Annotated in this window: 20 protein-coding genes; 9 read left to right on the top strand and 11 right to left on the bottom strand. The window is 72.0% G+C overall.

The genetic code is table 11. The features are described 5' to 3' along the window. Positions 1 to 1,114: 1,114 nt before the first annotated feature. The 9 genes from ABD466_RS12530 to ABD466_RS12490 form a co-directional block, all read right to left on the bottom strand. Positions 1,115 to 2,056 (bottom strand): C40 family peptidase, encoded by a 942-nt coding sequence (locus tag ABD466_RS12530; RefSeq protein WP_344657158.1) that lies wholly within the window; start codon positions 2,054 to 2,056, stop codon positions 1,115 to 1,117. Between the two features lie 36 nt (positions 2,057 to 2,092). After that, the gene (locus ABD466_RS12525) at positions 2,093 to 3,130 is read right to left on the bottom strand and encodes a replication-relaxation family protein (protein ID WP_344657157.1); all 1,038 of its coding nucleotides are present in this window, start codon (positions 3,128 to 3,130) and stop codon (positions 2,093 to 2,095) included. 106 nt (positions 3,131 to 3,236) lie between these two features. Then, complete coding sequence (locus tag ABD466_RS12520) at positions 3,237 to 5,825, bottom strand: type IV secretory system conjugative DNA transfer family protein (RefSeq protein ID WP_344657156.1); 2,589 nt, start codon at positions 5,823 to 5,825, stop codon at positions 3,237 to 3,239. Continuing rightward, on the bottom strand, positions 5,822 to 7,720 hold the full coding sequence (locus ABD466_RS12515) for a VirB4 family type IV secretion system protein (RefSeq protein WP_344657155.1): 1,899 nt from the start codon (positions 7,718 to 7,720) through the stop codon (positions 5,822 to 5,824). Before ABD466_RS12515 ends, ABD466_RS12520 begins: the two co-directional genes overlap by 4 nt. A gap of 43 nt (positions 7,721 to 7,763) precedes the next feature. Continuing rightward, positions 7,764 to 8,675 carry a PrgI family protein gene (locus tag ABD466_RS12510; protein WP_344657154.1) on the bottom strand — a complete coding sequence of 304 codons (912 nt, stop codon included), beginning with the start codon at positions 8,673 to 8,675 and terminating at the stop codon, positions 7,764 to 7,766. Beyond that, positions 8,668 to 8,892, bottom strand: coding sequence for a hypothetical protein (locus ABD466_RS12505; protein WP_344657153.1), 225 nt, complete (start codon positions 8,890 to 8,892; stop codon positions 8,668 to 8,670). Before ABD466_RS12505 ends, ABD466_RS12510 begins: the two co-directional genes overlap by 8 nt. Beyond that, the gene (locus ABD466_RS12500) at positions 8,889 to 10,862 is read right to left on the bottom strand and encodes a TrbL/VirB6 family protein (protein WP_344657152.1); all 1,974 of its coding nucleotides are present in this window, start codon (positions 10,860 to 10,862) and stop codon (positions 8,889 to 8,891) included. Before ABD466_RS12500 ends, ABD466_RS12505 begins: the two co-directional genes overlap by 4 nt. Before the next feature lie 3 nt (positions 10,863 to 10,865). Beyond that, the gene (locus ABD466_RS12495) at positions 10,866 to 11,225 is read right to left on the bottom strand and encodes a pilin (RefSeq protein WP_425558635.1); all 360 of its coding nucleotides are present in this window, start codon (positions 11,223 to 11,225) and stop codon (positions 10,866 to 10,868) included. 351 nt (positions 11,226 to 11,576) lie between these two features. After that, complete coding sequence (locus tag ABD466_RS12490; RefSeq protein WP_344657151.1) at positions 11,577 to 12,386, bottom strand: hypothetical protein; 810 nt, start codon at positions 12,384 to 12,386, stop codon at positions 11,577 to 11,579. A gap of 628 nt (positions 12,387 to 13,014) precedes the next feature. Here ABD466_RS12490 and ABD466_RS12485 point away from each other — a divergent pair. The 5 genes from ABD466_RS12485 (at position 13,015) to ABD466_RS12465 (ending at position 16,831) form a co-directional block, all read left to right on the top strand. Then, a complete protein-coding gene (locus ABD466_RS12485) occupies positions 13,015 to 13,767 on the top strand; it encodes a hypothetical protein (protein WP_344657150.1) in 753 nt (250 codons plus the stop codon). Beyond that, complete coding sequence (locus ABD466_RS12480; RefSeq protein WP_344657149.1) at positions 13,767 to 14,822, top strand: TRM11 family SAM-dependent methyltransferase; 1,056 nt, start codon at positions 13,767 to 13,769, stop codon at positions 14,820 to 14,822. Before ABD466_RS12485 ends, ABD466_RS12480 begins: the two co-directional genes overlap by 1 nt. Further along, positions 14,819 to 15,097, top strand: coding sequence for a hypothetical protein (locus ABD466_RS12475; RefSeq protein WP_344657148.1), 279 nt, complete (start codon positions 14,819 to 14,821; stop codon positions 15,095 to 15,097). The genes ABD466_RS12480 and ABD466_RS12475 overlap by 4 nt, the downstream gene beginning before the upstream one ends. Positions 15,098 to 15,181: 84 nt before the next feature. After that, on the top strand, positions 15,182 to 15,940 hold the full coding sequence (locus ABD466_RS12470) for a hypothetical protein (RefSeq protein WP_344657147.1): 759 nt from the start codon (positions 15,182 to 15,184) through the stop codon (positions 15,938 to 15,940). Positions 15,941 to 16,081: 141 nt separating this feature from the next. Next, positions 16,082 to 16,831: a hypothetical protein gene (locus ABD466_RS12465; protein ID WP_344657146.1), complete on the top strand. Its 750-nt coding sequence runs from the start codon at positions 16,082 to 16,084 to the stop codon at positions 16,829 to 16,831. A gap of 507 nt (positions 16,832 to 17,338) precedes the next feature. Here ABD466_RS12465 and ABD466_RS12460 read toward each other — a convergent pair. Next, the gene (locus ABD466_RS12460; RefSeq protein ID WP_344657145.1) at positions 17,339 to 17,551 is read right to left on the bottom strand and encodes a hypothetical protein; all 213 of its coding nucleotides are present in this window, start codon (positions 17,549 to 17,551) and stop codon (positions 17,339 to 17,341) included. Positions 17,552 to 17,568: 17 nt separating this feature from the next. On the opposite strand from ABD466_RS12460, the gene ABD466_RS12455 reads away from it, so the two are divergent. The 3 genes from ABD466_RS12455 (at position 17,569) to ABD466_RS12445 (ending at position 19,204) form a co-directional block, all read left to right on the top strand. Then, complete coding sequence (locus ABD466_RS12455; protein ID WP_344657144.1) at positions 17,569 to 18,321, top strand: hypothetical protein; 753 nt, start codon at positions 17,569 to 17,571, stop codon at positions 18,319 to 18,321. Between the two features lie 128 nt (positions 18,322 to 18,449). Further along, complete coding sequence (locus ABD466_RS12450) at positions 18,450 to 18,968, top strand: hypothetical protein (protein WP_344657143.1); 519 nt, start codon at positions 18,450 to 18,452, stop codon at positions 18,966 to 18,968. Beyond that, entirely contained in the window at positions 18,965 to 19,204 is a 240-nt protein-coding gene (locus tag ABD466_RS12445; RefSeq protein ID WP_344657142.1) for a DNA-binding protein, read from the top strand. Before ABD466_RS12450 ends, ABD466_RS12445 begins: the two co-directional genes overlap by 4 nt. Before the next feature lie 63 nt (positions 19,205 to 19,267). On the opposite strand, the gene ABD466_RS12440 is transcribed toward ABD466_RS12445, so the two are convergent. After that, positions 19,268 to 20,782 carry a hypothetical protein gene (locus ABD466_RS12440; protein ID WP_344657141.1) on the bottom strand — a complete coding sequence of 505 codons (1,515 nt, stop codon included), beginning with the start codon at positions 20,780 to 20,782 and terminating at the stop codon, positions 19,268 to 19,270. Between the two features lie 278 nt (positions 20,783 to 21,060). Here ABD466_RS12440 and ABD466_RS12435 point away from each other — a divergent pair, with 278 nt between their 5' ends. Further along, the gene (locus ABD466_RS12435; RefSeq protein WP_344657140.1) at positions 21,061 to 22,647 is read left to right on the top strand and encodes a site-specific integrase; all 1,587 of its coding nucleotides are present in this window, start codon (positions 21,061 to 21,063) and stop codon (positions 22,645 to 22,647) included. The last annotated feature ends 26 nt before the right edge of the window (positions 22,648 to 22,673 follow it).

Raw genomic sequence — 22,673 nt, 5'->3', positions numbered from 1 at the left:
CGCTTGCAACAAGTCGAGCGGCGTTTCGTTCTTTCTTTTGTGGCCGGTTCGCATTTCCCGCTTCGGGCTTTCCCCCGGGCACATGAAAAATATAGCTCGATTCCCGCCCGTCGATCCAGTCGAAATGGGGCTTGATATGTGTCGATGTTTTGCGATTCCTCGACGCTTTCAAAGGTTCATTCCCGCGTGCGGCTCTGAATCGGTCGTGGTCGCGGCCCGGCTCGCCGTCCGGGGCTGGGTGGACGCGGTCGGTGTCGAAAACCGCGCGCGTACCGGTGACCGGCGCGGGTGACCGGCGCGGTTCCGGCGGGGGTGACGTGCCGTTCCGCGCGGCGGTAGGCGGAACGCGCGCGGGTGCCCGCACCCGCGTGCCCGGCGCGCGTTCCGTGGCCGCGTGACCGGCGCGACCGGTCGCGCCCCACCGCGCCGATGCCAGAAATGCCCGTTTAAGGGCTTTCGGGGCTTTGGTGCAGCGGTGAGGACCGGGGCGTGGGGCGATGTGACCGGGCACGTCGGCCGGAGCCGGCCAGGGGCCGGCAGAGGGGTGGAAGTCCGGGACAGGCGAAGGATGAGGCGTACGGGACGACACGAGCACTTATACGAGACGCACGGACGGGCGGACGTCACGCATACGGGGGCGGGGCCGTGTTCCGCGGGGTTGAATCGGAATGATCGAGGAGCTGTAGATATAAGTCTGGTCGTCGATCGGCTAGTAACAGGGCCTCTACCTGCGTCGGGATGGAAAAGGCGTGGCCGTGCTGAATGGCTCGGACGAACGGGCCCCGTAACGGACTGTGGAACGGCCCACCGAACGGCCACAGGGGTATGACAAAACCCTGTATCGGCTGGTCCGGCGCCTTCGTTCGGCTCGCTTTGGGGCGTGGCCGCTGGCCTGGTCTTGCTTCGGCTGGCGGGCTCGTGTCCGACGCCGGAGCCTTGGGCGGTTCCTCATCCGGCCGGCGCCCGCGGCCGAGGCGGGTGGCGTCCTGTGGCGTTTCGCCGACTCGCTCGCCGCGGTCTTGCCGAGCGGCCAGAAATGCGGCTAGCCTCGTTCCGAGGCACGGAGAAAATCGGCCTGGCGGCGAAGTGAATATGCCCAGGAATACGCCGTTTCTCACGGTTTTTGCACTACGCGCGTGGCCCCTGCGTAGTTGTCTCCCTGATATCTGAACGGTTCTATGCGCACCACGGCTCCGGTGTGCGGCGCGTCGATCATCAAACCGTTGCCGATGTATATTCCGATGTGTTCCAGGTTGTTCGGCGCGGTTCCATAATAGACCAGGTCGCCGGGCAGCAGGGGCGTTCCCGGTGGAATGGGAATGGTGGCGTTGTATTGGTCGGTGGCCACGCGCGGGAGGGTTATTCCGGCGGCTTTGTAGGCGGCTTGGACCAGGCCCGAGCAGTCGAAGCTGACGCCAGGGTTCTCCGCGCCCCACACGTAGGGAAGGCCGAGCTGGGATTGGGCGAAGGCGATGGCTGCTGCCTGCGCGGGTCCTGGGGCCGCGGGCAGCGGGCCGGTCGTGACGGTGCCTCCGGCTGTGCCGGTGTCGGCTCCGCCGTAGGTGGCGGCGTCGGCCTGCACGGCGCTGACGAACATGTCATCGTCGCGCAGCGCCTTCAGCGCCGCCTTCAGATCGGTGCCGTTCTTCGCGCCGTGCTCGCACAGCAGCCGCGAGGCTGCGAACATCGCGTCCACGAGGTCGCCAGCCGAGGCCGGGTCGGCGCCGCCGGGCAGGACCGGTGCGGCGTGGTCGGTGAACTCTGTGTCGGTCAGGCCCATCGGCCCGGTGGTGCCGTCGGGCCCGTTCTTCTGGCCGAAGTCGGTGGCTTCCTTGGCGACGGCGGCCAGCACGGTCCAGGACAGACCTGGGCATTCGGCGGCGGCGCGGATCGCGGTGAGATAGAACATCGGCGGGACCTGGGCCCGAGCGGTGTCCGAGGGCGCACCGGAGTCCGAGCCCAGGCCAAGGGCAGAGGCGACGCCGGCCCCGGCGGCGCCGATCAGCGTGATCAGCGCGAGCAGGCCGGCGGCAACGGCGGTGGCGATTCTCCCCATGCGGGTCCTTCCTCGTTGGGGCGGGAGTGGGTCGGGTCAGCTGGCCCAGGCGGTTGGCGGGAGCGGGGTCGGGGGCTCGGTCCACCACGACGGCACCGTCGACGCCCCGGCCCGGCGGGGCCGGGGCGGGGTGGGGACGAGCCGGTCGAGTTCGACCAGTGCCAGCCGGGCCGGGCCGCGGCGGCGGCCGGCGGTCACCGGCAGCCACACCGGACCTGCCGGTCCGGTGCCGGCGATCAGCCGCGCCTCGGGGGTGGTGGTGGCCACCGGAACCCCGGCCGCATCGGCCAGGGCGGCGTGCAGCCGCGCTTCGCGGCTCGCGGTGGGCAGGTGGAACAGCACCGGGGTGGGGGTGCTGGCGGCGGCCAGGCGGGCGTAGCCGGCGAGTTTGGCGGCGACTTTCCCGATCGGCTCGGTGCCGGTGTCGTACTCCAGGAAGAACCGGACGTTGGCCGTGCTGTCAGGGTCCTGACCGTGTGGTGCCAGGGTGTGGTGGCCGTAGCCGTCGGGGCGCACGCCGGCGTCGGTGAACAGCCGGATGCAGCGCCGCTCGGACCACCAGGCGGCCAGCCGCCCGTGCCCGGCCTCCTGGCGGCCTGCGACCGCGAGGTCGGTGAACACCTGGTTGCATCCGACCGCGTGCGCGAGCTGGTGGGAGGCGGCGATCAGGTGGGCGCGGTGGCGGTGGTAGCCGAAGGCTTTGGCGGACACCTCGTAGGCCGCGGCCAGCCACATCGCGCCGGCCGGTCCCAGGACGTAGTGCTCGGGGGCGGTCCCGGCGCCGAGCGCCACCAGGGGCCGGAACCGGTCCACCATGCGCAGCTCGGTCAGGGCGGCCAGGCGGCGGCGGGCGGTGCGCACCGAGTTGTAGCCCAGCTCGGTGATCTGGGCGGTGGTCAGCACCCGGTGCTCGTGCACCATCGCGGCGATCCAGGCGTCGCGCGGGGTCAGGTGCGCGACCAGCTTCGCCATCTGGGCTCGGCGCACCGGGGCGGCCTCGGTGTCGAAGGGCCGGCGGTAGTCCGGGGCGCCGCGGAAGGCGACGCCCGGCGCGAGGCGGTCGGATTCAGGCATGGGGATTCCTCGATGTCATCGCAAGTCGATCGGTGGCGGGTGGATCCGGTGCGTCGGAAGGCGGCGCCGGGAGCCGTGTGCGGCTCCCGGCGCAGGGACTGCGCGATCAGGCGGCATCGGCTGCCGGTGGGAAGCGCAGGTCGATCTCGGTGAGGATCTGCTCGACCTCAGGGCCGGGGACGCGGCCGAAGGCGGCAGTGGCCCCGGCGCGGATCTCCTGCTCCCTGCCGGCGACCGCCGGGCGCATCGGCATCGTGCGCAGCGTGAACGCCGGGCGTTCCTCGGAGCCGGCGACCAGGCGGCCGGCGGCCTGGAACTTGCCCAGGTGCGACAGGTCGTAGGCGCCGAGCATGGGTGCGGTGTGCCGCTCCAGCTCCCGGGAGTCCTCCGGCGACACGTTGAAGATCACCTTGGAGCGGGCGTTGGCCGACACGCCCTCGCGCAGGTCCCGGGGCAGCTGCGCCAGGTTCTGGTGGGCCAGCGTCAGCGACAGTCGATAGCCGCGGGCCTCCGACAGCATGTCCTCCATCGGATACGGGAGTGACAAGAAGTTGTGACACTCGTCCAGTAGGAGGCTGGCGTCGATCCGCTGGTGCTGCGGCAGGCTGGAGCGGGCCGAGGCAGCCTGCCAGCATTTGGCCACCACCAGCGACCCGAGCAGCTGCGCGGTCTGCTCCCCCAGCCCGCCCTTGGGGATCCGCACCAGGCACAGCCCGCCGTCCAGGACCTCGCCCATGTCGAACGTGCTGGGGCCGGCGGCGATCGAGTTGCGGACGATGTCGCGGCCCAGGAACTGCCGCAGCTTGTTCATCAGCGGCATGGTGATCGACGAGCGCATGCCCGGGGACAGCGCGTCGAACTCGTCCCAGAACCCGCGCAGGTCCGGGTCCGCGGCGCGGCCGGCGGCGGTGTAGGCGGCGCGCTCGTCAGCGTTGGTGAGGATCAGCGCCACGTGCCGCAGGTTCACCTGACCGGTGCGGTCGTGGTGCAGCAGCGTCCGGCACGCCTGCCGGAACAGGTCGTCGGTGCGCGGCCCCCAGTAGCCGGAGAAGATCCGCTTGAAGATGCCGGTGACGTTGTCGACGACCACGTCCACGTCCGCGGCCGACTCGGGCTGCAGCACGTTCAGCCGGGGCGGGCAGGCTGCGGAATCGGCGTCGAACAGCACGGTGCGGTCGGCGATCCGGCGCGGCAGCCGGGCCAGGATGTCCAGGATCATGTCGCCCTTGGGGTCGACCACCACGACGCCGCGGCCGTTGTCGACGTCGTCGAGCACGAGGTTGGTCATCAGCGTGGACTTGCCGGCGCCGGTGGCCCCGATGATGTGCAGGTGGTGCCGGGCGTCGGCCACCGCCAGCCCGACCTTCTTGCGGGCGTCGCTGTCGGCCACCCCGATCGGCTTGATCCCGGCCTTGGGGTCGGGGGCCGGGATGCCCGGCGGCGGCGGGACGCTGGCCGCGCCGGCCCGCTCGAGCCCGGCGGCGACGGCGTCGGTGGGGATGTGCGCGAGCGCGGCCAGCTCCGGCACCGACAGCAGCTGCCCGCGCCCGGCGAACTGCCGGCCGTTGAGCACCGGCACCGGGGAGGGCAGGCGTTTGCGGTCGAAGTAGTTCGCGGCGCGGAACACCGGGAAGGTGGAGGCCATCTTCCCGGCCAGCCCGCGCAGCCGCCCGTCGTTCGGCTTCACCCCGGCCCTGGTGGAGGCGGCGGCGTAGAAGACCCGCACCTCCCACAGCGAGCCGGCGGCCTTGCGGGAGGCTTGCCGGTACTGGTCGGCCTCGGCCGGCTCCATCCCGGCGGTCCCGGTGCGCGGCGTGCTCGAGGCGCCGGCCGTGCCGCCGGGGGTGATCGCGTCCAGGGCCTTGGAGGCGAGCCCGCCGCCGGTGCCGCCGTCGCGCAGCGCGGTGACCGCCTTCGCGGCGTTGCGCGCGCGTCGGCCGGTGACCGGCCGGGCCAGCACCTGCACCGCGGTGTGCTCGTCCTCGGTCAGCGGTCCGCAGGTCTCCAGCAATCCGCGCAGCGGGTCCATGTCGAAGTCGGTGCGGATCGGCAGCACCTCGGGCCGGGCCAGGACCTGCCGGCCGCCGGTGGCGACCGCGGCGGCCGGCAGCACCAGCGCCGCGGCCTGCGTCGCGTCGGCGGTGCTGACGCCGACGCCCGGCCAGGCCGCGGCGATCGCGTCCTCGACCTGCCCGGGCGGGACGGTGCCGGGGACCCACAGCCGCACCTGCACGCCGGTGTGCGACCACACGTACTCGAACGACAGGTGCGGCTGCCCGAACACCAGGCGCTTCCACGCCGGACGCAGCAGGCCCATCAGCTGCTGCCACAGCATCTCCGCAGCGGCCTGACTAACTTTCGGCGGCGCCAGCACGGTGATCACGCGGGCTCCGTCGGCCAGGGCGGCGTGCCGGTGCAGCCGCCACCGGACACGGATCACGACGGTCAGCACGATCGCCGCGAACACCGCCGCGCCGACGGGAAGGCCCCAGGTTCCGGCCCACGCGGTCAGGTGGTGGCCCAGGCGGGCCAGGGCCGGGCCGGGATGGGTCAGGAAGCTGATCAGCGGGCTGTGCGGGGCCGGGATCGGCGGCGGCACCGTTCCCGGAGTCGGTATCGGGCTCGAGGTCGGTATCGGGCTCGGGGTCGGCCCGCCCGGCACTGCGGTATCGAGCAACAGGTGGGCGGCGGTCACAGCAGGTCTCCCTCGGGGTCGTCGGGCAGAAGGTCGGTTTCGGGGGCGGACACGCCGGTCTCGGCCTCGGCGTGCGTGGGTTCGTCGGCGAAGTAGCCGTCGCCGTCGTCGTCGGCCAGGTCGGCCGGTGACGTCGAGCACAGGACATGCTCGGCGTCGGAGGCGATGACCTGGAAGGAGACCCTGGAAGATCCGGCAGCCAGCAGACCCAGGCCGGCGGGGGCGGAGGCGATCAGGGCGGCCTCGCCGTCGGAGAGCCGGAACGCCGCGCGCACCGCGGGCAGAGCCTGCGGCGCTTGGCGCAGCAGCACCTGGGTGGCGGAGTTGGCGACGATCGCCGCCCCGAGATCGGAGCCCAGGACGTCGGCGGCGTCCTGCGTAATCACAGCCAGGCCAGCCCACTGCTTGCGCGCGGCCTTGGCCATGCGCAGCAGGAACGTGGCGCCGGCCGGGTCGCGCATCAGCAGCCACGCCTCGTCGACCACGACCAGGCGGCGCCGGCGCTCCGGGGAGGTGACCTGACGCCAGATCGCGTCCAGCACCAGCAGGGTGCCGACGGTCTTCAGCTCGTCGGGCAGCTCCCGCAGCGAGAACGACACCAGGTGCCCGGCCGGGGCGGTGGTGGTCGGGCCGTCGAACAGTCCGGAGTACGACCCGGTGGTGAACGGCTCCAGCTGCGCGGCCAAGTCCAGTCCGGCCTCGGTGCCCAGGTCGAGTAGCGCCTCGATCAGGTCCCGCAGCACCGGCGCCGGCCGGCTCCAGGTACGCGGGTCCCGGCTGATGCCGACCGCCGCGTAGGCCGCGAGGACGGCCTTGTCCAGGCTGGCACGCTGCACCGCGGACAGCTCGCAGCCCAGCAGCACGGCGATGAAGGTGTGGATGAACAGGCTGCGCCGAACCAGGGCGTTGCCCGCCGCCGGCCCGGCCGCGGGGTTGGCGGCGTGCGCGGGCAGGTCGAACGGGTTGAGCCGGACCCCCTCACTGCCCAGGGCGATCACCGTGCCGCCGACGGCTGTGGCAAGGCGGGTGTACTCGTTCTCCGGATCGATCACGAACACCTGCACCCCGGTGTACGACGAGCGCAGGATGTCGAGCTTGGTGAAGTACGACTTGCCCGCCCCCGAGCGCGCCAGAGTGATCGAGTTGTGATTGTCCTGGGCCCAGCGGTCCCACAACACCAGCCCGGAGCTGGCGGCGTTCACCCCGTACAGGACGCCGCTGGCCGGCCGGGTGTCGGCCGGGTCGGCCGGCGCCAGGTCCGGGGAGGTGAACGGGAATGCCGCGGCGAGTGCCGCGGTGTCGAAGGTGCGGGTCGAGCCGAGCGCGTCGATGCCCAGCGGCAGGCAGGTGGTCCAGCCGGCCAGCTGCCGGAACGTGGCCGGCGCGGTGGTGACCAGCAGCGAGGAGGCCAGCGACCGGACGGCGGCGACCTCGCGGGTCAGGGCGTCCTCGGACTCGGCGTAGACGGTGAGGTACAGCCCGACCCGGAACAGCTTTCCCTCCCCGCGCGCCAGGCGGTAGGCCAGGTCCGCGGCGTCCTGGGCGGCGGCGTCGGCCTCGGGATCGGCCAGCCGGCCGCGGTCGGCATCGGCGCGGCGGGAGGACTCCAGCCTTGCGCGTTGGCGGCGCAGCTTGGTGGAGGCGGTGACCGGGTCGTACGGGTCGACGTGCAGGGCGACGTCCAGGCGTCCGGGGTAGGTCAGCAAGGGTTCGAGCCATCCGGCGTGGACTTCGGCCGGGTAGCCGGTGACGGCGAAGCTGGCGGCGTACACGTCGTCGATGACCAAGTGCCGGGCGGTGACCTCCACCGCTCCGGGGCCGGCGATCGGCGCGGCCGGGACGCCGGGCTTCGTCCCGGCCGCGCCGCCGCGGCGACGGATCTTCGTGGTGAACATGGGAGGTTGCTCCGTTCCTCGGGAGGAAGGTGGTGGGTGGGGTTCAGGCCGCGGTGGCGGCGCAGGCTTCGGACAGCAGGTCGGCCGCGCCGGTCGGGGTGTAGGCGGCGACGACGACGCCGGCGCCGGACAGCGCGGAGGCCGCCTCGGCCAGGCGGCGGGTGATCCGCGGACCGGCGTCGGCGCCGTGTTTGCCGGCGGCCAGCTCGCGCACGGTGAGCAGCACCTGCCGGGACAGCAGGCGCCGGCCGTCGGAGATCTCGGCCAGGAACGCGGCATGGTCGCGGGCCGCGGCCTCCAGCGCCGGGTGCGCCAGCCCGGCGGCGTCGGCCTCGAGCGCGGCGACCATCGGGGCCAGGTCGACGCGGCGGGTGCGGATGAGGATCTGGGTGGGGCCGGACAGGGAGTTGAGGAACCGGCCGAAGCCGGCGACCAGGTGGTTCTGCTCCCCGGCCGAGCGCAGCGCGAAGTTGACCGTGGAGCAGGCCGCGACCCCCGCCGCCCCGGCGTCGCGCAGGTCCACGACGGCCTGCTCGTTCACGCCGGTCACGGGCAGCATCAGCGGTGAGGGGTCGGATCCCTGGGCGTTGCGCCAGCGCTGGGGCAGGAACGACGGCATCGGCGGAACTCCTTCGTCTTCGGGGGTGTCGACCAGGCGTCGGGGGCGGCGGGCGTGGCGTGCCGCGGCGAGCAGGAACCGGTCAGCGGAGATGCCGTCGCGGGCGCCCACGGCGATCCCGGCGGCGACCGTCAGCACGATCGCCAGCGGCGCCAGCACGGCCAAGACCGGCAGATGCGGCGCGACGTTGTGGACGGCGGTGTAGACGAGCCAGCAGCCGGCGGCGGTCCCGGCCACGATCCCCACCTGCCGGAACGACAAGCCCATGACAAGGGCGTCAGGCCGGTCGATGTCGGCGGGGATCCGGGCGGCGTAGTAGAACTCGCTCTCAGACACGCCAGACTCCGCCCGACTGGCGGGTCTGCTCGTGCCGGGCGGCGCGGGCGATCTGCTTGGCCGGCCGCACCCGGATGCTCATGGTCGCCGCCTGGCGGGCGCGGAAGGCGGCGATCAGCCGGGCGATCGGCGCCCGCCGCAGCGTGTGCGGTCGGCGGTGCCGGGCCCGGGAGCTGTAGCGGGCACGGCGGGCGTTGAAGGTGGTCTTGCCGGTCACGGGGTCGGACCTTTCTGTTGGGCGCGCGGCGCGCGCGGAGCGGGAGCTGCGGCCGGGGCCGCAGGACGGGGTGGTGCGGTGCGCCGCACGGGCGCCTCGGGTGAGGGTGGCGTCGGCCGCGCCGCAGGCGGTGCGGCGGCACGCGGAGCCCGGGCCGGCCGGACCGGTTCGGAAGCCGACGGTGGCGGTGGTGCCAGCGCGGCCGAGCGGGAGAACAGCGCGTCCTGCCGGACTCGCGGCCGGGCCGGGGCCGGGGGCTCGGGCCAGATCGTCGAGGCTGGCGCGGGGCGCGGCGTCTTGGGCACCGGTGGGAACAGGCCGCGCTGGACGTAGCGCGGCTTCGGTTCGTCGGCCGCCGCGCCCTGCCGGGCGTCCAGTCGGCCCTGCCTGCCCGGCGGCATCGCGAACGGCCCGCGCGGGTCACCGGGGTGCTCGCCGTTCGGCCCCATCGCGCGCCGTCCGCGCGGTCCCGGTCCAAGCTCCGGCGGCCCTGACGGCGGCGCCGGTGTGTCTCCGGGGCCGATCGCCAGCCGCGGTCCAGCCCCGGGCAGAGCTCGTGGGCCGTGGGCGGTCTGCGGGTCGGGGACGCGGGTGACGGTGACCGTCGCCGGCCCCGGGCGCCAGCCGGACGGGCCGCGGCGGAAGCCGCCGCCTCCCCCACCGCCGCCGGCCGCGGCGGCGCGCAGCGCAAGGGCTGCGCCCGGGCGGTTCGGCACGGCGTCGTCCGGGCCCGAGGGCTTGCCCCGGCCCTTGAACGCCTTGCCGACGAAGCCCATGGCCTTGTAGGCCAGAACCTCTTTGCCGACCTTCATCAGCGTCGAGTGCGCCCGACCGAAGATCATGCGGCTGACCCAGACGGGGATCCGGATGAGGATCCAGAAAAGCGCCAAGAAGACGAGCAGATCGACGAATCCGCCGGAGGTCGGCAGCCCGATCGCGTTAACGCCGCCGGGATCGAGCAGCACCTGCAGACCCGCGGTCAAGGTGAGGGACTGGCCCATCTGGACGGCCAGGGTGCCAAGGGAGGCGCGCCACCACAGCCGGGCCAGGCCCTCGGTCTGCGGCAGCGCCAAGCAGGCCAGCGCCAGCGGCGCGGACACCGCCAGGATGATCGCCAGGGCGACGCGGACGATGTAGGTGATGAGCAGGACGATCGCCATCGCGGCGACCGCCAGGCCCAGGACCGACAGGAAGATCCCGCCGCCGAGCCCGGTGATAGACCCGGTGATCATGTTGGCGAGGGCGGGTCCGGCCTGGTTGGGATCCAGGCCCTGGCCCATGATCCCTTCGGAGACGATGTCGGCGATGTGGATCACGAGCCCGAACAGCGCCAGCGAGGCGTTTCCGGCGATGAATCCGACGAACAGCCGGGGGATGATCTGCTTGGCGGCGTACCGGTTCTGCAGGGTCTCGTGGGTCATGATGATGACCGCACCGGCCAGGACGAACAGCACGTAGAGGCTGTTGGCGAGCACGGCCATGCCGGTCCAGATCTGACCGACCCGGCCCATCGTCGTGACGTCCGGGGTGGCCAGGAGCGTGCGGCCGAGCAGCGACAGGACGGGGTTCAACGCGTCCTTCACCAGGCCGGCGAAGAAGTCGTCGATGGCCTTCTTGATCTGTCCGGGGATGTCGTACCAGGACGGGTCGTCGCTGCTTCCGGATGTGCTGCCGCCGGCGGTGGCCGGCGGCGGTGCGGTCACCACCGGTCCTGGTGCTCCGGGCCCCAAGCCGATGCCGGGAACCGACGGCGAAGGGCTCGGCGCCGGCGCCGGATCGGCGGCCGGGACGGCGGCCGAGGAGACAACGGTGTGAGGCGTCGCCGCGGAGGCCGGCGTGGCAGTGGCGGTGAGAAGGATCAGGCCGGACAGCACGGCGAGCAGGGCCGCGACGAGGCGGCGGATGGGGGCGTGTGGGGCCGGGTGCCCGTGCTTTCGCGGGCACCCGGCCCTTCGGTGGGTGGCGGTCATCGGTCAGCCGACGACGCTCTGCAGGATGGTCATGAAGACCGGGGCGAGGACCGCCAGGGCGTAGCCGACGGCGGCGGCCTTGAAGGCGCTCTTGGCCTTCTCGATCTCGCCGGGGTTGCCGCCGGAGATGACGTAACGGACGCCGCCGATGGTGAGGAACAGCGTGGCGACGGCGGCCAGGATCCCGATCAGCCAGTTGCGCAGGTTCCCGATGACGGTGGGAATGTCGCCGACGGCCAGGACTTGGCCGTGGGTGTCGGCCATCGCCGGTGCGGCGGCGCCGAGGATCAGGATCGAGCCGCATGCCGCGGCGGTGACGACCGCGCGCCGGGCGCGGGTGCGGTGGGGCTGGGAAGCACGCATGGGTGGTTCGCTTTCTGGGCTGGAAAGGCCCGCGCGGCGATGCGGCGCGGGCGGTGCGAACCAGGCGGGGCGGCGGCCGGACCACCGGCGGCGGAGACGCGCTCCCCGGGGTGCACGACACCTCCTCCTCTCGAGGGGAGCGGTGAGATGTCGGATCGTGCGGGAGGGGTCAGCACCACGCGGGCGGCGACCCCGGGGAGAGCGGGTTCTCGTGCCGGATCTGGTCCGTGCCGGCCGGAGCGGCCTGGCATCCCAGAAGTGAAAATCGGGGCCCGTTTTTCTCAATGGCCCGGCATCGTTGCTGGTCAACGACTGCGTTTTCGGACTTAGTAACTCCGGTGCGGCGGCGTTTTAGAAACTGCGCAGCACGCCGGATTCGATGGCGGCGGCCAGCTTGGCGGTGACCTCGTCGCGGTACCGGTAGAACGTGGCCTGGGAGACCCCGCGGGTCTTCGTGCGATTCGCGCCCACCTTGTCGCGCGGCATCATGTCGCGGGCGACCTTGCCGGCCGGCTGGTCCTCCAGGAACAGCCGGGCGATCATGTCGGCTTCCTTCGCTTCCAGCACGCCTAGGCGCACCGCGCGGGACAGCACGACGTCCGGGTGCCCGACCTGCAGGCTGGGCGCCGCGGACTCGGGAACCTTGTGGGTGATGACCACCTCGGAGACGTCCAGGGCTTCGCGGGCCTTGAAGCTGGCGTTGACCGCGCGGAAGCACAGCCAGCCGGCGACGTCGGCGATGTCCGGGTCGGCGGTGTCGATCGCGTACAGCGCCTCGACGAACTCCGCAAGCAGCTCGCCCTGGATGTCGTCGGCCTCTCCGGGCCGGGCCCGGCAGATCCGCAATCCGAGCCCGGCCAGGCCCGGGTAGGCCAGTCCGGTCGCGACGAATATCCACTCCTGCTGCTTCGCCTGGCAGCGGTCGACGACCGCGGCCCAGATGGCGCGCTTGGCGCCGGCGGCGGTCGCGGCGGACATCAGCAGATCCTTCAGCTCAGCCAGCGGAATGTCCCGCTCGGGCAGGCCGAAGCCCAGCTCCTTGCCCGGCAGGGCGGGCCCGGTGGGATCGGCCAGCAGCGCGGCGAAGGCGTGGCGCAGATGGTCCAGCGGGGTGTCGCCGGACGGGGCGATGCAGGCGTCGTTGTCATCGATGTCGATCATGTGGGGCTCCTGGAGACGAACCGCGCGGCCGTGCGCTGCGCGCGGTGGGAGCCACATCGAAAACCGGCGGGGAATCACTGGGGACTCACGCAAGACTCACCGGGGAATCGCCACAGACTCACCTGGGACTCAGCGGCTACTAAAGCTCCGGCAGGCCAACCCGCTCGGCGCTAGAAGCTCCCGCGTGACCTGCACCGGAACGGCGCCCACCGAGCACCGCACCCACACCCGAAAAGATCTTGAAAAAGTTGGGGCCGGCTCTTGCGCGCCGAGCACGACCGAGCGGCGATGCCGGCCGGGGAGTCAAAAGCGCCGTGGCGCGACGTACGGCTAGACGCTGCCCGTTGACCTGCACCGATAGCCGCTAGAAGGTCGCCGTCTCCACTGTCGCGGGCCGCAGGCGCTGCCCATGGGCGGCACCGCGTCGCCCTCCTGATACGACGCAGGTTCTGCGCTGCCTCGGCGCCGCCGACGCCGGGCGGGATCCGGGCTCGCCGGCGGTTACTAACGGCAAAAACACCGCCTTTTACCTGGGCTTTCGCGGAGGCTATGAGAAAAATCGGGCCCGATTTTCACTTCTGGTGTAGGTCAGCACGAACGCTCGGCGGCGGCACGACACCGCACCGCCATGCAGAACAACACCACCGGCCAGAACGGCCGCGACAACCACCCGCGCTCCGACGCCGCCACCGGCGAGCGCCGCCCACCCCGGACGAAGGGAATCGACCTTCCGACCACCGTCTGCATCAAGGCCCCCGGAACCCCGTACTGCTGGACGGCCCACGACAGTGAGCCGCGCAAGGGGATCCTGCCGGACTGGGCCCTGGCCCACCTGATCGACATCTACCTCCCGGCGGGCCACTCGGCGCTGCTTCTGGGGCCGCGTCGCCTGGAGAACGCCGGCCCGTCCTACCCGCGGTTCCAGACGCCGCGTCACCGCGGCTATGGGCTGTACAGCCACGGTCCGACGGGGCTGGCGGTCGTCGAGGGACGTCCGCGCCGCCCGAAACTGCTCACCGGACAGACCGACGGCACTACGCCGCAAGACACCGGCAGCGAACTGCTCGAAGTCCTGAAGCAGGCGCGGCTCATGGTCGTCAAGGGCGGGACCCTCGCGGTCGTTCTGGAGCGCCCGACACCGGGCCCCGGATTCACCGACACCACCTCGCAGGCCATCGCCGCCGCCCGCCGCGCCGGCTTCCTCTACCTGCAGCACCTAGCCGTCATCGACGCCGACATCGACGGCGACCAGATCGCCATCCCGACCGACGCTGCGGTCCTCGCGGACACCGCCCTCATCGACGGCGGAACCCCGGTCCACGCCCGCGTCCACCACGACGTCCTGGTCTTCACCAACACCACCCGGAAAGGCGCTGCCTGATGCCCGAAACCACGACTGACACCACTGCCGGCGCCGCCGACGAGATCGTCATCACCGACGCCGCCGCGCTCGCCGCGATCGAGCACGCCGCGGACCGCGCGCACCGCGGTTCGGTGTGGCTCACCGCGCAGCGCAACTCCCGCTCCCAGCGCGTCGGCCGGTACGTCCAGGAGTCGGTGGCGCACCCGGCGAAGATGCTCCCGGAGATCGTCCGGCACGCCATCGCCCAGTACACCGCGCCCGGCGATCTGGTCGTCGATCCGATGTGCGGAATCGGCACCACACTGGTGGAGGCGATGCACCTCGGGCGGCGCGCGGTGGGCACCGAGTACGAGGCCCGCTGGACCACGCTGGCCGAGGCGAACATCGCCCTGGCCCACTCCCAGTACGCCCCGGGCGACGCACAGGTCTTCAACGCCGACGCCCGGGCGATCCTCTCCGCGGTGCCGTCCGAGATCCACGGCACCGCGGCCCTGGTGATCACCTCGCCGCCGTACGGGGCGAGCCTGCACGGACAGGTCAAGCCGACCGCCGAGACCGGCCAGTCCGGAGTGCAGAAGTTCGACTACCGGTACTCCACCGACAAGGGCAACCTCGCGCACGTCAAGGTCTCCGAACTGATCGACGGCTTCGCGAAGATCCTGTCCGGGTGCCGGGAGCTTCTGCGACCAGGGGGCGTCGTGGTCATCACCACCCGGCCGTGGCGCGAGCACGGCGAGCTGGTCGACCTTCCCGGTGAAGTCGTCGCCGCCGGAGTGCGCGCCGGACTAGAGCCGATCGAGCGGTGCGTGGCACTACTCGGCGGGATCCGCGACGGCCAGTTCATCGCACGGCCGTCGTTCTTCCAGCTGTCCAACATCCGCAAGGAGCGCGAGGCCGGACAGCTGCAGGCGGTCATCACGCACGAGGACGTAATCGTGCTCCGACGGCCGCTTGCAGCGGCAACGACAGACCGCGAGCCGTGCGCCGACGACTGCTGCCCTCGCAGCGGCGATTCCGCCGCGGAGTCGGCTGCCGACGCGGGCGATCACCTCGCCGGCCCGGACTGCGAATGAGCGCGCCCGACGACCCCCGCCGGTGCCAGGGCCTGCCGCCGATCTGCGACCGCTGCGGCGTCGCGCTGGCCGTCGATCCCGCCGGGGCCTGGTGCCGCTCGTGCCGCCGTACTTGGCCTGAAGACGGCCGCTTCCCGGCCTGCCGCGCGACGGCGATCGCCGCCGGAAACACCACCCGCACCCGAGGGCTGCGGCTGTGCCGAAACCACGCGCGACGGCTCGTCGATGCAGGCGGTCCCGACGCCATCGTCCCCGACCGCCGGCCGACCGGCTGACCGCTTCCACCACGAGACCCAAGAGCCGCCATCCGCGCCTCCCCGACACCCCGACCCCAGACCACCTACCAACAGGAGAAGTCCTTGCGCACCACCCGCCCCCGCACCTGCGCCGTCACCGCAGCCGTCGCCACCACCGGCGTGCTGGCCGTCGCGCTGTCCGCCTGCGGAACCACCCCGCACCGGCCCGCCGCCGGCAGCCCTGGAACCCACACGGCCGCCGCGGCGCCGACGGCGCCGACCACCACCGCCAGCCCGGCGGGGCCGAGCGGCGCGACGCTGCGGGCCCTGCTGCCGACCGCCGCGCAGCTGGCGTCCAGAATCACCGTCTCCGGCGTCTACGACACCGGCACCGACTTCACTGCTGAAGCCGATCTGCCCGCCCCGTCGCTGCCCGGCGCGGACTGCACCGCCGCACCATCGCTCAACGCGGACGTCGCGACGGCGGACTTCCGTGCCGCCTACGCCAGCGAGGAACTCGACAACAACGGCGAGAGCGTCCAGCTGATCGTCGCGGCCACCAACGGCGGCGACGCGGCCCGGCAGCTGAACGAGCTGCGCGCGTTCGCGCAGCGGTGCGCCAGCTTCACCGCCCCAGACTCCACCGGACTGTCGGTCGGCGGGACGGTGGCCGTCGATTCCTTCGCCGGAATCGGCGACGAGGCGATCCGCATCCGTGTGGCCGCCGCCGGCCCGAACGCCGACCACTACTCCCAGCCCGAGGTGGTCCTCGTCCGCGTCGGCGACAAGCTCGCCGCCGCCTCGGACAACGACCAGGCCCACAACGAAGGCGCCACCGTCTCGATCGCCAAGTACCTCGCCGGCCGCCTGGCCGACAAGTAGCGCCGCCCTCAGCGACGACTGCGGCATCCGCCCGTCACGGGGTGCCGCCCGCCCACGACAACAACCGGACCACGCGAGGAGACCCGCATCCACACCAGCACCCGCACCGCCCAGAACCGCACTACCTGTACGGAGAACCGTTTGAACCGCCGCACCACCCTCGCCAAGACCGCTGCCTACCTCGCCGCCGCCGGCGCCATCACCACCAGCCTCACCGCCTGCGGCAGCAACCACCAGACCGATCCGGGCGCCTCGCGTGCCGCTGCCCAGAACCCGGCGACCGGCGGCGCGCCGGACCCGACGGCCACCGGCAGCGCCCTGAAGTCGCTGCTGCCCGCCGGCTCCGATCTGGCCTCCGGCGTCACCGTCACCGACGCCGCCGACAGCGGCTCGGACTGGACCACACCGGACGCCCTTGCGGCACCGAGGCTGGCCGGCGCCGACTGCGCCGCCCTGCCGCAGATCACCGCCGACGAGGCCAGCGGCGACTACCGCGCGTCCCACGCCAAGGAGACCATCACCGTCCACAACACCCCGATCGCGCAGCTCGTGCTGGCCGGCACCAACCACGGCGACGCCCAAAGGCAGATCGACGAGGTGAAGGCGCTGGCCGATCGCTGCCGGACGTTCAGCGCCCCGAACTCCGACGGCACCAGCGTCGGCGGAACCGTCACCGCCACCGCGCTCCCGGGCCTCGGGGACGAAGCCCTGGACGTCCGCGTCACCGCGACCGGCCCGAACGCCGCGGCCTACCAGCAGCCCGAGCTGATCCTGGTGCGCGTCGGCGACAAGCTCGCCGTCGTCAGCGACAACTACCCGAGCCAGGACAACGGCTCGGCACTCAAGGCCGCCGAGGTCCTGGCCGCGCGCCTGACCGGACAGCCGGTCTAACCGCCGCGTCGGCTCGGCCGGACTCCGTGTCCGGGCCGGCGTTCGGGCCTCGCCAGCACCGCTCGACGTGCCCGAGCGCGTCGGCAACTCCCCTTTCTCCACGCGGCCCGTCCGCCTGCGCTTCGCGGCCGGGCCGCGCTCCCTCCCCTGATCTCGCAAGGAGTACCTCATGCCCGTCCCCACGAACGACCACCAGCCGGCCGGCGTCCCGGTTGTCGACGCCGACGTGAGTCCGGCGAAGGCGGTCGGCCGCGCCGCAGCTGCCGCCGCCGGCCTCACCGTCGCCTGGGCCGTGCTGGCCGGCGCCACCGAGCACCACTTCGCCTTCGCCAGCCTGCTCGTCGGCCTGTTCCTGGCCCGGGTGCTGACCAGCACCCCGGCCCGCCGCACCTGGTTCCCGCCGCTGGCCGCGGCGCTGGCGTTCGGCGTCGGCTGGTGCGGCGACATCCTCGGCGTCGGGCTGGGCCTGAACTGGCGCTACGGCATCAGCGCCGGCCGCATCGTCGATCACATCGGCGAACTGGCCGACAACGTGTCGTCCTCACACGGCTTCATGGACTGGCTGTTCTTCATCCTGGCCGCCGTCGCCGCCGCCGCCCTGACCGCCGGCCGCCAGGCGACCGGTGTCGACCCGTTCACCGCGAAGCCGCGCGTCGACCAGCGCGAGGTCGACACCTGCCCGGACCCGTCGGCACCGCGCCGCCCTGATCCGACTCTCACTCTTCAAGGAATTCTTCATGCGTGCTACGCACATAACCCCGAGCTCCGCCGCCTCCGGCACAGCGTCATCGCTGCCGCGGCCCGAGCCGCGCGAGATTGCCGACGCGATCACGGTACGCGCCTCGGCCAGCCACGCCGAACGCCTGGCCCGGCTCGCCGTCCGACACAGCCACACGGTCGCCGGCCGCCGCCCGCACACCGGTCGGCAGCAGCCGAACCGGGCCGGTGCCGCCGTGTGCAGCGATCTGGAGCTGGCCGTGCTGGCGCTGCACGGCACCAGCCAGTTCGCCGCAGCCGCGCGCCTGGCCTCGGCACCCGGCCAGGCCCTGGCCTACACCCGCACCCTGGCGGGCCGGCACGGCGTCGTCGCCGAGCCCGGCGACCGGCACCGGTACGCCGTGGCGCTGCGCGCGTTCGCCGCCGAGGACCGGCTCCTGACCCAGCGCGCCGAAGTCTTAGGCGACTGGCTCAAGGCGCACTGGGACGCCCAGGCCGGCGCTCCGGCCGGCGACGGCGACTTCGTGCTGGACGCCTATCTGCATCTGCTGCTCGCCGAGCACCATCTGGCCGCCGACAACGGCGAGCCGGCCACCGACGCGGCTCGCGCTGCGCTGCGCTGCGAGGCACACAGCCTGCAGCTCGCTGCCCGGCGGCTCGCTGCCTGGGCCCGCGTAACCGCCGAGTGGCTGTACCCCGGCCTGGACCAGGTCGCCCCGTCGTGGATCAACGACCCTCGGCTGCTGCCCGCCGGCACCGCCCTCATCTGCTGAGCCAGACGAGCCGGTGCGGCGCCCGCCCCCCCGCGCACTGCACCGGCCCCGACCCTCCACGCCCCGCGCGGCGCCAAAACGGCGCGCCTCGCTCCCCTCTGCCGTCCCGCACTGTGAGGAGGTCGGCAGTGCCGACCCACGACCCCTACATCCCCTACATCCCCTACATCCGCGACGTGATCGCGAAGAACCACATCCGCCCCGAGCCCGACGACACCGACGACCTCGATGCGGCCGTCCGCGCCACCGACGCCGAGCTTCGCAGCATCGCCGTCCGGCAGAAGGTCTTCTACCTGTGGCTGGACGAGCACTGGACCCGTCAGGGCGTCCCGGCCGCCGGCGCCGACTTCCGTCTCGACGCGTACATCCGGGCCCTCGTCGACCGGCACGGCCTGACCCGCCAGGCCGGAGAAGACGACGCCGAGCTCGCGCACCGAGCCCTGGCCGCCGAGGTGGTCGCCGAAGCGACCCGCTGCCAGGTACACGTCGACTGGATCGAGGCCAACGCCCAGCCCACCGACGCTCGGCCCCCGGCCGCACACCGGCCGAGCCCGGTTCGCCCAACGACAGCGCCGACCGACACCTCAAAGGCACCGCGCATCGCCCCGGGCCCGCCGCCCTTCATCCCCAGGAGTACTGCCGCATGAACACACCAACCTTTTCCGAGATCGGCGACCTGCCGGTCAGCCTCGACCTCCCGACCGCCGGACGGATGCTGCGCATCGGGCGCACCCGCGCCTATACCATGGCCCGCGCTGGCACCTTCCCCACCCGAGTCATCCCGACCGGAGCCGGCTTCGTGGTCCCGACTGCCGAAGTTCTACGCCTGCTCGGCATCGACACCGCCAACCCCGGCACGGCGGACGCCTCCCCGGAACTGTGACTGTGAGCGATGGTTGAATCCTGTGAGGGAAATCCGACCCCAAGATCCGGTGCGCCGAACTGGCTATGCCTGTTCGGTGTTGTTGGCTGCCGTAGTACGCCGGCCACGGTTTGCCGAGGCCCAGGGGTAGGTGTCCCACCCGGCGTCCAGCACAGGGTTCGGGCCGGCGCTGTGCCCCTGGAGCACGCCGTGCAGCGACCATGTCGACTGTTCCTGGTCGGCGTCCCGGGCCAGCAGCAGATCGGCGACGCCGATGTCGTCGACGCACACCAGGTGTTCCAGCTCCGAGATGCCAGCCAGGACGGTCCGCGTTGTCGTGGCGGTCAGGTGCTGGCGCTGGATGGTGGAGTTCGCGAAGTGAAACGGTTCCAGGGTGACGATCATGCCCAGGACCGGCCGGTCGGTGGGGATCGCCGCGAAGTCCGGGTGCTGGTTGGCGATCAGCGCCGCGGTGTTGTCGATCTGGCTGTACGCCTTCTCCAGCTTCTTCGCGAGCTCCGGGATCGCGTCGGCGGACCCCAGCCGGACCGGCCGGTTCGGCATGGTCGACTTGACCTCGACGAGCAGGACGAGCTTGTCGAACACGATGAACCAGTCGATGCTGCGCTTGGTGTTGCCGTCCTGCTTGTAGGTGATCTCGGGAATCACGGTGGCGCCGCTGATGAGCCGCAGCTGTCGGCCGACGTACTGCTCGAACAGGTCGCCGAGGTCGTTGGTGAAGTCCGAGCCGAAATGGTTGAAGCCGGTGAAGTACACGCCCGTCGGGCTGGCCTTGGCCCACACCAGTCCGGGAACCGGGCACAGGTAGCCGGGGCCGAAGCCGGTCAGGGCCGGACGGCCGCGCAGCGGGTTGTATTCGAAGCGGCGCAGCTGCGGATCTTCTCGGATGCCGGCCTGACGGCGCTGCTCGGCTTGCCCCAGTTCCTCGGCCCGGAAGCCGTCGGTGTCGGTGGCGAAGTGGGTGTCGAGGATGCTGGTCACCGTCGGAATGTCCAGGTGCGCCGCCAGCTCCGCGTCGATCTGGGCCGGGTCGAAGCGGCCAGCATTGCTAACCGCTGCGCCCCACAGCGTCTGCGCGGTGCCAACGTAATCCGACAGCGAGCATCCCAGTACGTCCTGATCCCAGCCGGCGGTAATGCACTTCAGCGGCCGGGTCGGTGGCGTCTGGGAGAACAGGGCCGCGGTCCGGGCGAGGGTGGCCTTATCCGACTCCTGCCAGGTCAACTGTTCCCCGGAGGTACGCAGGAGGAATCCCAGCACGTCGTGCGCCGGGTCGCCGCTGGTCCCGAAAGGGTCATCAAGCGCGGCGTAGTGCGCGAGGAGCACGGCCAGGTCGTCCGTGGTCGCCTCCGCGCGGTACTCGTTGCCGCTGACCAGGGACACCCGCGCGACGTCGGCGAGTGCCCACGGGGTGTAGGCGTTCAGGCGGGGGTCCAGCCAGGCACGGGGCCGTTCGGGACTGCCGTAGGCGGCTGCGGCAGCGGCGATCAGGGGCAGCAGGGAGCTGGGGCGGTAGCGGCGGATCCGCTGGCGGTACTCGTGGTCACTGATCATCCGGTCGGAAAGGTTCGGAGGCACCCTTCAATCCTCCTCCTCTCGGGCATCGATCGAGCCGGATTTCCCCGGCCGTCCCGCTGTACTAGATGTTGGGGTCCTCACCGGGGTCAACTAACACTCACGATCGCAGGAACCTCAGGCCGCCGAGTGCAGCAGCCTCAATAACAGTGGCTTGACATAGGTGTGGGTCGATGGCTCCATCGACCCACACCCCAGCGGATTTCAGCGTCCACACGCGCCGCTCCAGCGCGCGGCTCGCCGCGCCGATCCGCGAAGCACCGACAACGTAAGGAAACACCTTGGCCAAGAACCCCATCTTCAAGAAGTGCGGCTGCCGCGAAGCGGTCGTCGTCGACGGCGAGCCGGCGCTGGACGCGGCGGGGAAGCCGAAGATGCGCCGGCTGGGCGCGTCCTGCCCGCAGCTGCGCTCCGGCTCGCGCTGGAACCCCAAACACGGGACGTGGCACTTCCAGATCGAGATCACCATGACGCCGGAGCCGGAGCGGCACCTGGGCCAAGGCGGCCTGGCCACCGAAACCGAGGCCGAGAGCACCATCACCAAGATCCGCACCCTGATCGCCATCGCCGACGAACACGACGACGACCCGGCCGCCGCACTGCGCCTGCGCGGCGACATCGTCGAACGCCTCCGCATCGCGCTCAAGGAGCGCCGCCCGCTGCCGTCGGTCGAGGAGATCCGGCAGGCCGCCAACCTCGGCATACCAATCATCAACAAGATGACCGTCGCCGAATGGCTCACCCAGTGGCTGGACGGCAAGGGCACTATCGCCAAAGGCACCAAGCGCATCTACGCCAGCCACATCGACAACTACCTCATCCCGCACCTGGGCACGGTCCCGCTGGACAAGCTGCGGGTCGCGCACCTGCAGGCGATGTTCACCGCCATCGCAGAGGAGGCCGAGATCATCCCCGCGGAGAACGCCGCCCGGCGCGCGATGAAGGAGGCCGCGGCCAAGGCGTGGAAGGACAGTAACCCCGAGGCGGTGCGCCTGTGCCGGGAACAGCTGGCGGGCATGCCGCCGTTCCGGCGCCCGGCGCAGGCCGCAACCCGGCAGCGCATCCGCGCCACGCTACGGTCGGCCCTGACGGCGGCCTGCAAACAGCAGCTGCTCACGGTGAACGTCGCTAAGCTGGTCGAGCTCGAATCCGGCAAGCGCCCCAAGGCCCTGGTGTGGAACAGCGCGCGGGTGGCCCGCTGGCGCGCCACCGGCGAGGCCCCTTCGCCGGTCATGGTGTGGACCGCCGAGCAGACCGCGATATTCCTCGAGCACGCCGCCGAACACCCGCTGTTCGCGCTCTACCACCTGATCGCCTTCACCGGGCTGCGCCGCGGCGAGGCGTGCGGCCTGCGCTGGATCGACCTTAACCTGGACGCCTCCACCATGACCGTGGCCCAGCAGATGGTGCAGATCGGCTGGGAAACCGAGATCAGCAAACCCAAAAGCGACGCCGGCGAGCGCGACGTCGCCCTGGATGCGCTCACCGTGGGGATCCTCCAGGCCCACCGGCGCACCCAGGCCGAGGCGCGGCTCGCACACGGGCCCGGCTGGGCCGACACCGGTCTGGCGTTCACCGAACCCGACGGCACTCCGCTGCACCCGGCGAACGTCACCGACCAGTTCGCTGCGCTGCAGAAGGTCGCCGACCTTCCGCCGATCCGCCTGCACGACTTGAGGCACGGAGCGGCGTCCTTGGCGCTGGCCGCCGGGATCGACATCAAGGTCGTCTCCGAGATGCTCGGGCACAGCACCACCGTGATCACCCGTGACACGTACACCAGCGTCTACGACGAGTTGAAGCATGCCGCCGCAAGATCGATCGCCGCCGCCATCACCGGCGCACGACGCAGCAGCGGCGCCGCATAGCCGTACCAGCTCGAAGAGTGGCCGCG

This window comes from Catenulispora subtropica, from assembly GCF_039531675.1.
Taxonomy (GTDB): Bacteria; Actinomycetota; Actinomycetes; order Streptomycetales; family Catenulisporaceae; genus Catenulispora; species Catenulispora subtropica.
This window is presented reverse-complemented; position numbering and strand designations above follow the sequence as displayed.

What these genes read in the sequence shown, in the direction of transcription:
- ABD466_RS12490 (WP_344657151.1), bottom strand. Translation starts at nt 12,386, where the DNA reads ATGATCGACATCGATGACAACGACGCCTGCATCGCCCCGTCCGGCGAC.
- ABD466_RS12445 (WP_344657142.1), top strand. Translation starts at nt 18,965, where the DNA reads ATGAACACACCAACCTTTTCCGAGATCGGCGACCTGCCGGTCAGCCTC.
- ABD466_RS12455 (WP_344657144.1), top strand. Translation starts at nt 17,569, where the DNA reads ATGCGTGCTACGCACATAACCCCGAGCTCCGCCGCCTCCGGCACAGCG.
- ABD466_RS12500 (WP_344657152.1), bottom strand. Translation starts at nt 10,862, where the DNA reads ATGACCGCCACCCACCGAAGGGCCGGGTGCCCGCGAAAGCACGGGCAC.
- ABD466_RS12530 (WP_344657158.1), bottom strand. Translation starts at nt 2,056, where the DNA reads ATGGGGAGAATCGCCACCGCCGTTGCCGCCGGCCTGCTCGCGCTGATC.
- ABD466_RS12480 (WP_344657149.1), top strand. Translation starts at nt 13,767, where the DNA reads ATGCCCGAAACCACGACTGACACCACTGCCGGCGCCGCCGACGAGATC.
- ABD466_RS12525 (WP_344657157.1), bottom strand. Translation starts at nt 3,130, where the DNA reads ATGCCTGAATCCGACCGCCTCGCGCCGGGCGTCGCCTTCCGCGGCGCC.
- ABD466_RS12515 (WP_344657155.1), bottom strand. Translation starts at nt 7,720, where the DNA reads ATGTTCACCACGAAGATCCGTCGCCGCGGCGGCGCGGCCGGGACGAAG.
- ABD466_RS12495 (WP_425558635.1), bottom strand. Translation starts at nt 11,225, where the DNA reads ATGCGTGCTTCCCAGCCCCACCGCACCCGCGCCCGGCGCGCGGTCGTC.
- ABD466_RS12485 (WP_344657150.1), top strand. Translation starts at nt 13,015, where the DNA reads ATGCAGAACAACACCACCGGCCAGAACGGCCGCGACAACCACCCGCGC.
- ABD466_RS12475 (WP_344657148.1), top strand. Translation starts at nt 14,819, where the DNA reads ATGAGCGCGCCCGACGACCCCCGCCGGTGCCAGGGCCTGCCGCCGATC.